Here is a 13439-nt window from a genome sequence, read left to right on the forward strand (position 1 = left end):
GATCCTGCCCGAGCTGGCCCACAGTGCGGCCGAGGCGAGCGCGGCCCTGGTCCCCCGCCTGGTCGCCGTCGGAGAGGCGTCCCAGACTGGCGGTCTCCCTTCGGTCTCCCCTGTGGGTGACCGAGCCTCCGGGTCACCCCGGGTTAGAAAGAAGATGCAGGTCAGAAGGTCGGAAGATGGTGGGGCGCCAGGGATTCGAACCCTGAACCTACGGATTAAAAGTCCGGAGCTCTGCCGTTGAGCTAGCACCCCTCGTCTGCAGGGTACAGCGATCGTCTCACCGGAGCGAAGCAGTTCCCTGTGATCAGCCTACCGGCCGCTTCACCGATATGCCGCCACCCCGGTCAGCGCCTCCCCGAGCACCAGCGTGTGAATCTCCTGGGTCCCCTCGTACGTCAGCACCGACTCCAGGTTGTTCATGTGCCGGATAACCGGATACTCCAACGTCACCCCGTTGGCCCCCAGAACCGACCGAGCCTCCCGCGCCACATCAAGCGCCGCCCGCACGTTGGCCAGCTTCCCGAACGACACCTGCTGCGGCCGAAGCGCGCCGGAGTCCTTCAGAGAACCCAGGTGCAGAGCAGTGAGCCCCGCCTGCCCCAGCGCCACCGCCATCCACGCCAGTTTCTCCTGCGTGAGCTGGAACCCCGCGATCGGCTTCCCGAACTGCACCCGCGTCTTCGCGTACTCAAGAGCGGCCTCGAAACAAGCCCGACCAGCCCCGACGACCCCCCAGAGGATCCCGAACCGAGCCTCAGACAGACACGACAAAGGCCCCTTAAGACCAACCACGTCCAACACGGCAGACCCAGGCACCCGCACATCGTCAAAGTAGAGAGATGAGGTAACCGAAGCCCGTAGCGACAACTTCCGGTGGATCAGGGGAGCGGAGAACCCCGGAGACGACGTCGGCACCACGAACCCGCGCACCCCGCCGTCGGTCTGGGCCCAGACGACGGCCACGTCGGCCACCGACCCGTTGGTGATCCACATCTTCGACCCGTTGAGGATCCAGTCGCCGGACGGGTCCTGCTTGGCGTACGTCTTCATGTTCGCCGGGTCGGACCCGTGATCGGGCTCGGTCAGCCCGAAGCACCCGATCGCCGTCCCTGCCGCCAGGGAAGGCAGCCACTCCTCTTTCAGGGCGTCGGATCCGTACTTCCAGATCGGGAACATCGCCAGCGACCCCTGGACCGACACGAACGACCGCAGCCCCGAGTCGCCGGCTTCCAGTTCGCGGCACGCCACCCCGTAGGAGATCGCGTCGAGGCCGGCGCAGCCGTAGCCGGTCAGGTGCATGCCCAGCATGCCCAAAGAGCCCAGCTCAGGGCCCAGTTCGCGGGCCGGGAAGGTGCCTTCTTCGAACCACGTCGCGACGTCGGGGAGGATGTGTTCCCTGACGAACCCCTGAGCCGTGTCCCTGACGAGTCGCTGGTCTGGGGTCAGGCGGTCGTCGAGGTTCAGAAGGTCCATGATGGCAGCGTATCCGGGCGGGGTCGGGGTAGGGCCAGGGGGAATCCCGATGTGCCATAGACGACAAAAGGGGCACGCTATGGACATGAACGAGATACAGCCCAGTGGCCACGTCAAGCAGCTTCGCCGGACTCGCAACGGCCGGATCGTCGCCGGGGTCTGCTCCGGTGTCGGCCAGTACATCGGCATCGACCCGAACATCCTGCGGATCGTCCTCGCGGTCGCGTCGTTCTTCGGCGGCCTTGGCATCGGCGTCTACGCCGTCGCCTGGCTCCTGATCCCGAGCGAGGAGAAGAACGCCTCGATCGTGCAGGACCTGATCGAGAAGAACAAGGACAACCCGACCTGGCTGGACGTCAAGGCCAAGACGCAGGAAGGGTGGGCCAAGGCGACCAAGTCGCACAACGGTCACCAGGCGACCGCTCCGGTCGACCCTTACACCGTCCACCCCTACGCCCAGACGAAGCAGCCGAACGACTGATCACGAGGTGTGCACCTTGGCGATGATCTCCGTTCGGGAATCCGTCCACGCGATGGCCAGGATGGCCGCGGCGCTCAGCCCGGCCACCCCGGCCAGCGCCACGACCGGCTCCGGGCCGAGGATCTGCGCGAGCGCGCCGCCGATGAGGATGCCGACACCCTGTGAGGCCAGCAGGCCTGACTGGACCAGGCCGAACGCCTGACCCCGTCGTTCGGGGGGCACGCACTGGACGAAGGCGGCGTTGGCCGCCAGCTGGTATGCGCCTCCCACGCCGGACAGGATCCAGAGCACCAGCACGATCTCCAACGGCGGGCGCATGGCGCACACGACCAGCGGAGCGCAGGTCAGCATGGCCATCCAGCCCATCGTCTTGAGACGGGTGCTGGGGTTGACGAACCTGCTGAACAGGAACGCCCCGAGGACCGTGCCGGTCGGCATGGCGGCCATGAGCAGGCCCGTGATCACGGGCACCGGGAGCCCGCCGTCGTCGAGCTCGGCCGCGTAGGGCACCGCGATCCCCTCGGGCAGCACGTAGAAGCCGCACAACCAGGCGAACAGCACCAGCGTGCGCAGCCGGCGGTCGCCGAAGACCAGCCGGGCGCCCGCGGCGGTCATCGTCCACATCGAGGGTTTCCCCCCGTCGGCCGACACGGTGGCCGATCTGCGGCTCACCCCGGCGACGATGATGAGGGCCGAGGCCAGGAACGTGGCGCAGTCGAGCGCCAGCGCCCGATAGGGGCCCAGGCCCGCGATGACGGCCCCGCCCGCGGCGAATCCGAGCATCTGGACGGCCTGGTTCGTCATGTTCTGCAGGGCGCTGCCCGCGACGTACCGATCGCCTTCGAGGATCTCGGGCAGCAGCGCGGCGCGCGCGGCCGAGAACGGCGCGCTGAGCAGCACCACCAGGAAGACCAGCACGCACAGCACCGGGAACGGGACGCCGGGGATCGCCATGATCGCGACCATCAGGGCCCGCAGGATGTCGCAGACGAGCATGACCTGCCGGCGCGGATAGCGGTCGGCGAGGCCGGCCAGCAGGGGGCCGCCGAGGATCGGCGGCAGGTAGGTCAGTGCGTAGACGGCCGCCGTGGCGAGCGCCGACTGGGTGCGGTTGAATACGAGCACCGCCAGGGCGACCTGCGCGAGCTGGTCGCCGAGCAGAGACAACCCCTGGCCGAGCCACAGGGCCCGGAACTCCTTGATCGCGATGACTTCGCCGTATGTCGCTTGGCGCTCCGCTGGACGGCGGTGTCTCCCCGGCAGTTTTCCGGGCTTCGTGGCCGCCATTTCTCTCCGCTGAGCTCAGGCCGTAGCTGACAGAATGTGTTCAGTATGTCACCTACAGTGCCTATGGCGCTCGCGAATCGCAACCTCGCGACTACCATCCGAGTTCGTGCAGCCGGTCGTCGTCGATGCCGAAGTGGTGGGCGATCTCGTGCACGACCGTGATCTGGACCTCTTCCACGACGTCAGCTTCGGTTTCACAGATTGCCAAGGTCGGATTTCGGTAAATCTCGATCCGGTCGGGAAGCACTCCTGAGTACCACTCGCCCCGCTCCGTGAGCGGAATGCCGGTATAGAGACCGAGGAGGTCAGGTTCGGGCGGATCGTCCACGACCACGACGACGACGTTGTCCATGACTTTGGCCAGATCGGGTGGGATCAGGTCGAGTGCCTCGGCCACGAGCTCCTCGAACTTGCTCCTCGAGACGTCGATCACACGTCAAATCTACTTCCCCGTGGTTTTCGGGTAGACAGGAAGGAACGTGGATTTGCCGAAGTGGGGGGAATCCGTGGTCCGGTTCCTTCGGGGCCGGTTCGTGCGGTTTCTGACAGTCGTCGTTGTAGCCCTGGCCGGAGCGTGGCTGGGGCTTTTGTTCGGCGCGTCCGTGCAGACCCCGATCGGTCCCGCCGACATCAACATGGCGCTGCGGCCCTCCTTCGACGGGGGCACGGTCGTCGACGTGCGGCCGCTCGGAACGCTCCGGTTCGACACCCACTCGGGGCCGGTGCAGCTCAACCTGAGCATCGAGGCGGTTCATCCCGAGGCCGCCGAGCAGATCCTGCAGAACCCCCGATGGGCCGACCGGCTGCCCGAGACCATCGAGACCGACCTGATGGGCGGCGTGCAGGACCTGCTCGTCAGGGCCGCGATCGGCGCGGTGATCGCCGGCTTCCTGGGCGGGCTGATCGTCTTCAGAGACGTCTTCCGCGGCCTGTGGAGCGGTCTGGGCTCGATCCTGCTGGTCGGCGCGATGGCCGTCACGGCCGCCCTGAGCTTCAACCCCCAGGCGATCGCCGAACCCCGCTACACCGGCCTGCTCACGGGTGTGCCGTCACTGGTCGGCAACGCCCAGTCGATCGTCACCAAGTTCTCCGAATACCGGGGTCAGCTGGCCAAGCTCGTCACGAACATCAGCCGCCTGTACGAAGCCGGCTCGACCCTCCCCATCTACGATCCCGACCCCGACACGATCAGGGTGCTGCACATCTCCGACCTGCACATCTACCCGCCGGGCTGGAACGTGGTCCGCTCCCTGATCGACCAGTTCAAGATCAACCTGGTCATCGACACCGGCGACATCAGCGACCACGGCACCAAGATCGAGAATTCGTTCGTCGAGGAGATCGGCGACCTGGGCATCCCCTACGTGTTCGTCCGGGGCAACCACGACTCGATGGAGACCCAGAAGGCGGTCGCCAAGCAGAAGAACGCGATCGTCCTCGACGATCGGGTCGCCGAGGTCGCGGGCCTGCGCATCTACGGCATCGGGGACCCCCGCTTCACGCCCAACAAGTCGGTCGAGGTCGAGGAGGACGCCGAATCGCTGGCGGCCCTCGGCCGGGAGAAGGCCGCGGGCGTCGCGCCGCCCGAGTGGCCGCGCTCGTCGTCGACCACGGCGCCGCAGCGGTCTCCGGTCGATCTGGTGGCCGTCCACGATCCGACCATCGGCCGGGCCTTCTACGGATCGGTGTCGCTGGTGCTGGCCGGCCACGTCCACGCCCGCTCGACCGAGCTCTCGCCGACCGGCACCCGCCTGATGATCCAGGGGTCGACCGGCGCGGCGGGCCTGCGGGGCCTCGAACACGACACCCCCACACCCATCCAGGCGTCGGTTCTCTACTTCAGCAAGGACACGCACAGGCTTCAGGCCTGGGACGACGTCACGGTCGGAGGGCTCGGAGAGCAACGTATCGCCGTGGAGCGGCAAATCGAGGCCGCGCCAGGTCGTACAATTTTCCCAGTGCCAGGGAACGCCCCGTCTCCGACGGGAACGATCTCTGACACACCGTCGCCGGTCGCTTTGGCACAGAGGGCAAACGTCCCCTATGCTTCAGAGGTCCCCGACGGAGCGCGGTAAGGACAGAGAGAAATCTCTGCGCCCCCATCGTCTAGCGGCCTAGGACACCGCCCTTTCAAGGCGGCGGCACGGGTTCGAATCCCGTTGGGGGCACGGAAGGGCCAGGAAAACGGCAGGTCGAAGACCTCCGAAGAACTGGTAAGCTACAAAAGCCGAAAGCGAAACGCCGGAAGCGAAAGTAGCAAAGCAAGGTCCTGTAGAGCAGTTTGGAGTGCTCGCCACCCTGTCAAGGTGGAGGTCGCGGGTTCAAGTCCCGTCAGGACCGCTTGGGTCAGGTAGCTCAGTTGGTACGAGCGACCGCCTGAAAAGCGGTAGGTCGGCGGTTCGACCCCGCCCCTGACCACATCTCTTGCTAGAACGAAATGCCCTGCACACATCGTGTGCGGGGTTTTTTCATTTCTCCCGTGAGAACGGCCCGCCGAGACTTTTTCGGCGGGCCGCCGTCGAATCAGCCGACTCTCGGCTCGTTCGCGCTGAAGGTGTCGCACGATCTGGCGTCCCGCGACTCGAAGCCGCGCGTGAACCACGCCTCCCGGTTGCGCGGCGAGCCGTGGCTGCCGTTGATGCCGCCCCCGTCGTCGTCGAGGGTCATCATGCGCCGCAGGTCCCGCAGGTCGGAGGCGGGCCGGTTCAGCGACTTCCACGCGCTGCCCATGAACACCCCGGCCAGGCACTCCGACTGCAGCTCGATGCGCCGGGAGCGCTCCAGTTCCTCGGCCTGGCCGGAGGTCGGCAGGTTGACCTCGGCCCACAGGATGCCCGTCATGTGCTGGACGTGGTGCCCGTATTCGTGGGCGGCCAGCAGGAAGGTGCTGAGGTCGTGGGGCGTGGCCAGCAGGCGCTGGTCGAGCAGGACGTCGAAGCGGCGGTCGGCGGGGCAGTACTGGCCCTGGATGCCCTGCCGCCACATCACCCCGCACCGCATCTCGGGCCGGTTGACGAAGCCCGCGGTCGCCGGCGGCATCGGCACCCCGACCCGGCCCATGAGGTCGGCCCAGGCGGTGTTCATACAGTCGACGATCGAGCGGACGTACTTCCTCGTCAGGTCGCGGTTGCCGACGGCGACACGTTTCTCTGGGCAGTCGACGTCGGCCATCTGGCCGGCCCGGTAGAGCAGGTTGCCGGTCAGGACGGGATCGTCGACCGGGTAGGCCGTGCCGCCCACCAGCAGGAGGGAGACGAGGAGAGCGCGCATCTATGCCACCTTGCCGGGCTTGGAGGTCCAGGTGTTGCACGATTTCGGGTTGCGGGATTCGAATCCCCGCATGAACCAGGTCTCCTGGTTCTTGCCTCTGCCGTGGTCGTGGCCCTTCCAGTACTCGTCGCCGCTGCTCCGGATGATCTGCCTGAGCTCGGCCACGTCGCTCGCCGGGCGGCCGAGCGACGCGAAGGCGCTACCCAGGAAAACCCCTGACAGGCAGGTGGCCTGGAGTTCTAATCGGCGGGTCAGTTCCTGCGTCTCGCGTTTTCCGCCGGTCGGGTAATAGCTGTACGCCTCGATGAGACCCATCGTCTTCTGGATGTGATGGCCGTACTCGTGGCCGACGAGCTGGAAGATGAACAGGGTGTGGGGATATTCGAGCAAGTTGCGGTCGAGCAGGATGACGTAGCCGAAATCCCGGTGGCAGTACATTCCGGCGACGCTGGCCTCCCATTTCGATCCGCAGTGGTTCTTGCGCTTGTCGATGAAGCCGAGGTCGGCGTCGGTGAGCGGCAGGCCGACCTTCTTGAGCTGGGCCCGCCACGCCTTGTTGAGGCAGTCGTTCAGCGCCTTGATGTACTTCCTGGCCTGCGGGCGGTTCATCGACGAGAGCGGCTTCTCGCGGCACTTGACCTTGGCCATCTTCCCCGTCTTGTACAGCGGGTTCTCGGTGAGCGTCGGGCTGTCGACGGGGTGGGCGGTCGTCACGGAGAGTGCCAGGGCGAGGGGGATGAGCACGTCAGGCCACCTTCGTTGACTTGGCGGTCCAGGTGTTGCAGGCCCCCGGCTTGCGGGTCGCGAAGCCGCGGTCGAGCCAGCCGAGCACGTTCTTGCCCCGGCCGTGCGTGCGGCTGTGGCCGGTGCCGTCGAGTTCGCGCAGGTACTGCCAGTCGGTGTCGGTGCGGCCGAGGGTCGGCCAGACCGCGCCGAAGAACACCCCGGCCAGGCATTCGGCCTGGAGTTCGTTGCGGCGGATCTGCTGGTAGAGCTCGGCTTTGGAGTGGTAGGGGTGGGTGCGGTAGGCGTCGGCCATGCCGGTGAGGTTCTGGATGTGGTGGCCGAACTCGTGGGCGATCACGAGGTAGAGGTAGAGGTTCGACGAGTCGACCAGGGCGTCCTTGTCGAGCAGCACCATGAAGCGTCGTTGCGAGTCGCAGTAGCGGCCGGCGGCGTCGCCCCATTTGCGGCCGCAGAACGCCTTCGGCCTGGTCTGGAAGCTGATCTTCACGGGGGTGAAGGGCAGGCCGTGCTTGCGGAAGTGCGCACCCCATGCCTCGTTGAGGCAGCTCAGCACCGTGGTCGCGTAGCGGCGGGCCGAGGCCGCGTCGCCGTCGCGTAACGGGGGTTCGGGGCAGTCGACCGGTGCGAGCCGGCCCGTTCGATAGAGCGCGTTCTGGGTGAGGGCGCGGTCGTCGATCGGGTAGGCGTTCGCGGGGGCCGCTCCTACGACCAGGAGCGAGGCGAGCACGGTGACGAATGGGGTTAAACGCACAAAGGCGATCCTAGGTGGGCGACACATTCTGGTTGAGGTGGAATATGTTCTCGGGATCCCATTTGCGCTTCAGTTCGGTCAGGCGCGGGAGATTGTCGCCGTACGCCAGCCGTACGCCCTCCTCGGCCAGGTGGTTGACCTCGGCCCCCACCGACCAGTCGCGGGTGGCCTGCCAGAGGTCGTCCGCCCAGGTCACGTGGGGTGCGGCCGGGGCGTCGCCGGGCCAGGCGGCGGCGATTTCGAGGCACCAGCGGGCGGTGCGGTGGAAGTAGGCGGTCTCCGACGGGCCGACCTCGGCGATGGCGCCGCCCAGCTCGGCCAGCAGGATCATCGTCGCCGGCGACGGGGGCGCGGAGCCGAACTCCACCAGGGTCTCGATCAGCGGCTCGGTCAGCGGCCCGCCCAGGTGGTGGCGCATCCGGTAGGGCGTCGGGTGGTCCTGCCCGTCGTTGGCGTGCTGGAGGGCGGCGAACGTGGTCGGGCCGATCAGGTCGGCGAGCGGGGTGCCGAGGCCGCGTAACCAGGCCAGGTCGCGGTCGCCCGACAACCAGCAGACGGCCAGGAGGAAGACCGGCCGGCCGGGCTCGGGGAGGAACGGCGGCGCGCCCATGATCGCGGCCAGCACGCTCGCCTCGCGCGGGGCCTCCCACTCGGCCAGCGTGCGCAGGAGCGCGGGGGCCTCCTCCAGCGGGTAGAAGATCATGCCGCCGATGACCTGGTCGACCGGGCGCAGCCGCAGGGTGTACTGCAGCACGATCCCGAAGTTGCCGCCGCCTCCGCGCAGGCCCCAGAACAGGTCGGGGTTGTCGTCAGGGGAGGCGGTGACCACCTCGCCCGAGGCGGTCAGGACCTCGGCCGACAGCAGGTTGTCGCAGGCCAGGCCGTAGGACCGGCCGAGCCAGCCGTTGCCGCCGCCCAGGGTCAGCCCGGCCACGCCGACGCCGCCGACGTGGCCGCCCACGGGGGCCAGGCCGGTGGGGGCGGCGGCGTCGGTCAGTTCGCCCCAGCGCACGCCGGGGCCGACCGTCGCGACGTCGCCGGTGATCTCGATCGTCTTCATCGGGCCGAGGTCGAGGACCAGGCCGCCCTCGGTGGTGGCGAAGCCGGGGAAGCCGTGGCCGCCGCCTCTGACCGCGACCTCCAGGTTCGCCGACCGGGCGTGGGCCAACGCGGCGGCCGCGCCTGCCGCGTCGGAGCAGCGGGTGATCGCGGCCGGGCGCCGGTCGACGGCCCGGTTCCAGACCCGTCTCGCCGTGTCGTAGTCGTCATGGGCGGGGGTGATCAGTTCGTACATCAACCAAGTCTGAACCGTCAGGAGCGGTTGATGAAGTCCGCGACCTCCTTCGGATGGCTCAGCATCGGCATGTGGCCGGCCGGGATGTCGGCCGTCTCGGCATGGGGCAGTCGGTCGTCGACCATGCGGCGCATGAAGTCGATGGGGAAGAAGCGGTCCTCCGTACAGAACAGGAAACGCACGTGGACGTTGGGCCAGGCCTCCCCGGGAGCGTCGAAGACGGTGAACGACTGGTCGCGGGTGGCGGCCTCGCCGATCGCGACTCCCTCGGGGTCGACGCCGTTGTAGAAGACGGCCATCTCGTCGGAGGAGTCGACGCCGAGCTCGTGGTGGCCGGTGTTCTCCCACCATTCGCCGCCGGTCTCGCCGGGCTTGGGCACCATCGCGGTGAGGAGCACGATCGCGCGGGCCGGGACGCGGGCGGCGACCCTGGGAGCGGTCAGGCCGCCCAGCGAGTGGGCGACCACGACGACGTCGGTGCGGTCACCGACGGCCTCGACGGCCAGGTCGGCGTATTCGGGCACGCCCGCCGCCGGGTCGCCCGTCGGCAGGTCGAGGGCGATCACCTCGCCGTCGAGCAGGGGCGCGAGCCGGCTCCAGTAGCCGGGCCCCGCGCCGCCGCCGGGTATTAGAACGTAAGTGCGCATGCTTCTACCCTAAGCTGGGGCGCATGCTCTCGCGGCGTGCTTTCCTGGCCGGGGTCGTGCTGCCGGCGGCCGGGGGCCGCGACGACGTCTGGCCGGCGCTGGAGCGCAACTGGCTGGCCGTCTCGTCCCGGGGCGAGCCGTCGTCGCCCGAACAGGCGATGGCCCGGGAGTTCCGCCGCACGGGCGATCCGGCGCTCAAGAGGAAAGTCGTCGGCGAGATCGACCGGGCGGTCCGGGTGGCCTACCACGCGGGGGCGGTCAAGGCCGGGAACTGGTGGAACTGGGAGATCGGCCTGCCCCGGTGGCTGCTCGACCTCGCGATCCTCGTCGGCCACCGCGACGACGACCTGATCGCGGCGGTCGACCACTTCGTCCGGCCGTGGCGGCTGCTGTTCTACCGGGGCACCAGCACCGCCGCCAACCGCGCCGACCTGTGCCTGGTCACGCTGCTCAACGGCATCCTGGCGCGCGACCCGCGAAAGATCTCCCGCGCCGCCGGGGCGCTCTCTCCGGTCTTCCGGTACGTCACCGAAGGCGACGGCCTCCACCGCGACGGCTCGTTCATCCAGCATTCGACCGTGCCCTACCAGGGCACCTACGGGGCGTCGATGCTCCACGGGATCGGCGCGATCCTGCGAACGCTGCGCGGCACCCCGTGGGAGATCACCGATCCGGCCCTCCAGAACGTCTTCGGCAGCGTCGAACACTCCTTCCTGCCCTTCCTCCACGAGGGCCGGATGATGGACCTGGTCAGCGGGCGGGCGGTCGCGCGCAAGCCGTACGGAGACCGGAGAAGGGCCCGCGCCTTCGCCGACGCGCTCGACCTGCTCGGCGAGTCGGCCCCCGCCTCCCAGCGTTCTCGCTGGCGCGAACTGATCGCGAACCCGCCGACCGGCCACCGCCTGATGCCGGCCAGCGCCCGCGCGGTCCACCGCGGCGACGGCTGGGTGGCCGCGCTCAGCATGGCCTCCCACCGGGTCGCCCACTACGAGCACGGCAACGGCGAGAACCTGCGCGGCTGGCACACCGGGGCCGGAATGCTCTATTGGTGGGGCGAGGGCCACGGCGACCACTACTCGGGCGACTTCTGGCACACCGTCGACCCCTACCGGCTGCCCGGCACGACGGTCTCCACCAAACGCCTGCCCGACGGCGCGGGCGGAGCCTGGGGCGAGAACTGCCCGCCCGCGCGGTGGGTGGGCGGGGCCTCCGACGGCGTGCACGCCACCGTCGGCCAGCACCTCTTCGGCCTGGAGAGCACCCTGGAGGCCCGCAAGTCGTGGATCTTCCTCGACGACATGGTGGTCTGCCTGGGCGCCGGGATCACCTGCCGTGACGGCGTTCCGGTCGAGACGATCGTCGACAACCGCCGCACCCACGCCCGGCTCACCGTCGGCGACGGCTGGGCCCACCTGGAGGGCCACGGCGGCTACCTCTTCGACGGCTCACTCCGCGTCGACCAGGGCGAATACACCACGCTCTGGTTCGACCACGGCACCGACCCAACTGACGCCCGCTACTTCTACGCGCTGCTGCCCAACGCCGACCTGGCCGCCACGAAGGCGGCCCGGGTCACCGTCGTGGCCAACACGCCCGCCGCGCAGGGCGTGACCACGGGCGGCCTGACCGCCGTGAACTTCTGGCGACCGGGAACGGCCGCCGGCATCACGGTCACCGAGCCGTCGGCGATCCTCTACCGGCCGGGCCGCTCCCTGGTCGCCGAAGCGCAGGGTTAACGCACCCTCCGGGGCTTGCCGAGCTGCTTGATCGTCTTCGGGTCGGCCCCCTTGGGCAGGTCGGCCGCGGTGATGGGCCCCTTGCCGTGGGCGACCTTCATGTTGGGCAGGCACATGTTCGTGGCCAGCCGCCCCTCCCACTTGTAGACGAACACCAGATACCGCGCGCCCCGCGAGAACTCGGCGCCACAGGCCGCCGTCTGCGTGGGCGTGCCCACCGAGACGACCCGCTTCGGCTTTCCCTTGTACGCATGGTCGACCCGGAAGCTGTAGGTGACCGGCCGTTCCGGGTCCCACCTGTCCTTCGGCCGTCTCACCGTCTTGACGGTGCCGGTGAACACCAGCGCCGAGCTCTTCAGGTGCCGGGGAACCTCGGGAGGCATGCAGCTACAGGCGTAGGAAGGCGTCGCCCCGAAGACGAGGGTGCCTAAAACGAGGGTGAGAACGATCACGATTCGACGCAGCATGCCCCTGAAACGCAAACCGATGCCGAACGGTTCGGGCGAAAAACCTGGGTTGGGCTAGTCGCGATCAAGAGAGGCCACTACGCTTGGCCAGCAGTGAATCCGCCGTGTGTCCGCGGGCCTTTTCTCATTTCATTGGGGTGGCTACGTGTCGGGGCCCGGCGTTGAGTTCCTGCTCGCCAATGTGCTGCAAGGTGTCGCCGACCTTTCCGGGGTCGACGGGGCCGCCCTTCGCCTGCTCGACGACTCCGATCGGCTCCGCATGATCGGAGCCACCGACGAAGACGGCTGGGTTCTCGAGCGCGCGGGCTGCTCGGCCCTGTCCGTTCCCCTGGTCGAGGGCCGAGAAGTCATCGGGGAGCTCACTCTCTACACGCACGAGCGTCACGAGTGGAGCCGTTCCGAGGTGGAAAAAGGCGCGCGGCTGGGCGAGCTCGTCGTCGTCGCTCTTGAAGCCATGGCCGGGGGCAGGACTGAGTCCTCCGCCTCTGGGCAGGTGAGATGACCACGAAGCTACCTCTCCACGACCGCGCCGGCGCACAGGTGAGGTTCACGGGAGGATACGGAATGACCCATATCGATCCAGAAGCGCTCGTCGCGAGCTTGCGGCGAATGCAGAAGGCCGCTCCGGCGACCGGGATCGTGTACCACCTTGAGCGGATCGTCCAGGTCGTCGACCGGATCTTCGGATATTCCGGGGCCGGCCTGATGTTCGCCGATCCCGATCGCACCCTGCGATACCTGTTCGCCACCGACGAGGCGGGACGCAGCCTCGAACACGCCCAGGCGACCGTCCAGGCGGGGCCCTGTGTGGCCGCGTACACGACCGACGACGCCGTGACCACGTACGACGTCCGGAAGGACGACCGCTGGCCCGATCTCGCGGCGCTGCTGCACCCCGATGTGCGGGCCGTCGCGGGCGTGCCGGTACGTCTCGGCGGAGAGCCCGTCGGAACGCTGAACGTCTACCAGGACACCACCCACGACTGGGAGGAGTCCGACACCGAGGCGTTGCACGCCTACGCCCATGTGATCGAGCAGGTCATCGCCGCCGCCGTCGAGGCGGAGGAGAAGTCCCAGCTCGCCGACCAGCTCCAATACGCGCTCGACTACCGCGTGGTCATCGAACGGGCCATCGGTTACCTGATGGGCAAGCACGACCTGACCGCCAGCCAGGCCTTCACGGGCCTGCGCAAACAGGCCAGGGACAGTCGCCGGAGGGTTGCCGATCTGGCCGCCGAACTGCTCGGGGAACAGGGTCGTGGAGATCCGGACCACGCGATCTGACC

Annotated in this window: 14 protein-coding genes and 4 tRNA genes; 8 read left to right on the forward strand and 10 right to left on the reverse strand. The window is 68.4% G+C overall.

The genetic code is table 11. The annotated features are described in order from the left end of the window. Positions 1-177 precede the first annotated feature (177 nt). Positions 178-252 (reverse strand) — tRNA-Lys (locus AW274_RS33665). 69 nt (positions 253-321) lie between these two features. Then, positions 322-1473, reverse strand: coding sequence for an acyl-CoA dehydrogenase family protein (locus AW274_RS33670; protein WP_062441334.1), 1152 nt, complete (start codon positions 1471-1473; stop codon positions 322-324). Positions 1474-1558: 85 nt separating this feature from the next. On the opposite strand from AW274_RS33670, the gene AW274_RS33675 reads away from it, so the two are divergent. Next, complete coding sequence (locus AW274_RS33675; RefSeq protein ID WP_198169536.1) at positions 1559-1954, forward strand: PspC domain-containing protein; 396 nt, start codon at positions 1559-1561, stop codon at positions 1952-1954. On the opposite strand, the gene AW274_RS33680 is transcribed toward AW274_RS33675, so the two are convergent. Continuing rightward, on the reverse strand, positions 1955-3241 hold the full coding sequence (locus tag AW274_RS33680; protein ID WP_062441340.1) for an MFS transporter: 1287 nt from the start codon (positions 3239-3241) through the stop codon (positions 1955-1957). Between the two features lie 91 nt (positions 3242-3332). Continuing rightward, positions 3333-3674, reverse strand: coding sequence for a metallopeptidase family protein (locus tag AW274_RS33685; protein WP_062441343.1), 342 nt, complete (start codon positions 3672-3674; stop codon positions 3333-3335). A gap of 169 nt (positions 3675-3843) precedes the next feature. Between AW274_RS33685 and AW274_RS33690 the strand changes: the two genes are divergently transcribed. The 4 genes from AW274_RS33690 (at position 3844) to AW274_RS33705 (ending at position 5659) form a co-directional block, all read left to right on the forward strand. Continuing rightward, complete coding sequence (locus tag AW274_RS33690) at positions 3844-5316, forward strand: metallophosphoesterase family protein (protein ID WP_232320602.1); 1473 nt, start codon at positions 3844-3846, stop codon at positions 5314-5316. A 20-nt stretch (positions 5317-5336) separates the two neighbouring features. Next, positions 5337-5409, forward strand: a tRNA-Glu gene (locus tag AW274_RS33695). A 97-nt stretch (positions 5410-5506) separates the two neighbouring features. Beyond that, a tRNA-Asp gene (locus tag AW274_RS33700) sits at positions 5507-5581 on the forward strand. Between the two features lie 4 nt (positions 5582-5585). Further along, positions 5586-5659, forward strand: a tRNA-Phe gene (locus AW274_RS33705). A gap of 105 nt (positions 5660-5764) precedes the next feature. Here the strand turns inward: AW274_RS33705 and AW274_RS33710 are convergent. Genes AW274_RS33710 through AW274_RS33730 form a run of 5 tightly spaced genes read right to left on the reverse strand, consistent with a single transcriptional unit; the run spans position 5765 to position 9950 of the window. Further along, positions 5765-6511: a neutral zinc metallopeptidase gene (locus AW274_RS33710; protein ID WP_062441346.1), complete on the reverse strand. Its 747-nt coding sequence runs from the start codon at positions 6509-6511 to the stop codon at positions 5765-5767. Next, the gene (locus AW274_RS33715; protein WP_062441349.1) at positions 6512-7255 is read right to left on the reverse strand and encodes a neutral zinc metallopeptidase; all 744 of its coding nucleotides are present in this window, start codon (positions 7253-7255) and stop codon (positions 6512-6514) included. It lies immediately after the preceding gene. A 1-nt stretch (position 7256) separates the two neighbouring features. After that, entirely contained in the window at positions 7257-8009 is a 753-nt protein-coding gene (locus AW274_RS33720; protein ID WP_198169537.1) for a neutral zinc metallopeptidase, read from the reverse strand. A 10-nt stretch (positions 8010-8019) separates the two neighbouring features. Next, a complete protein-coding gene (locus tag AW274_RS33725) occupies positions 8020-9303 on the reverse strand; it encodes an FAD-binding oxidoreductase (RefSeq protein ID WP_062441357.1) in 1284 nt (427 codons plus the stop codon). A 17-nt stretch (positions 9304-9320) separates the two neighbouring features. Then, positions 9321-9950 (reverse strand): alpha/beta fold hydrolase, encoded by a 630-nt coding sequence (locus tag AW274_RS33730; RefSeq protein WP_063813825.1) that lies wholly within the window; start codon positions 9948-9950, stop codon positions 9321-9323. 23 nt (positions 9951-9973) lie between these two features. On the opposite strand from AW274_RS33730, the gene AW274_RS33735 reads away from it, so the two are divergent. Beyond that, positions 9974-11686 carry a polysaccharide lyase 8 family protein gene (locus tag AW274_RS33735; RefSeq protein WP_062441364.1) on the forward strand — a complete coding sequence of 571 codons (1713 nt, stop codon included), beginning with the start codon at positions 9974-9976 and terminating at the stop codon, positions 11684-11686. Here AW274_RS33735 and AW274_RS33740 read toward each other — a convergent pair. Further along, a complete protein-coding gene (locus tag AW274_RS33740; RefSeq protein ID WP_198169538.1) occupies positions 11683-12138 on the reverse strand; it encodes a hypothetical protein in 456 nt (151 codons plus the stop codon). The two genes, AW274_RS33735 and AW274_RS33740, sit on opposite strands and share 4 nt — an antisense overlap. A gap of 160 nt (positions 12139-12298) precedes the next feature. Here AW274_RS33740 and AW274_RS33745 point away from each other — a divergent pair, with 160 nt between their 5' ends. Continuing rightward, entirely contained in the window at positions 12299-12655 is a 357-nt protein-coding gene (locus tag AW274_RS33745) for a GAF domain-containing protein (protein WP_157520885.1), read from the forward strand. A gap of 107 nt (positions 12656-12762) precedes the next feature. Beyond that, complete coding sequence (locus AW274_RS33750) at positions 12763-13437, forward strand: ANTAR domain-containing protein (RefSeq protein WP_062337432.1); 675 nt, start codon at positions 12763-12765, stop codon at positions 13435-13437. Positions 13438-13439 lie beyond the last annotated feature (2 nt).

This window comes from Herbidospora daliensis, assembly GCF_001570585.1.
Taxonomy (GTDB): Bacteria; Actinomycetota; Actinomycetes; order Streptosporangiales; family Streptosporangiaceae; genus Herbidospora; species Herbidospora daliensis.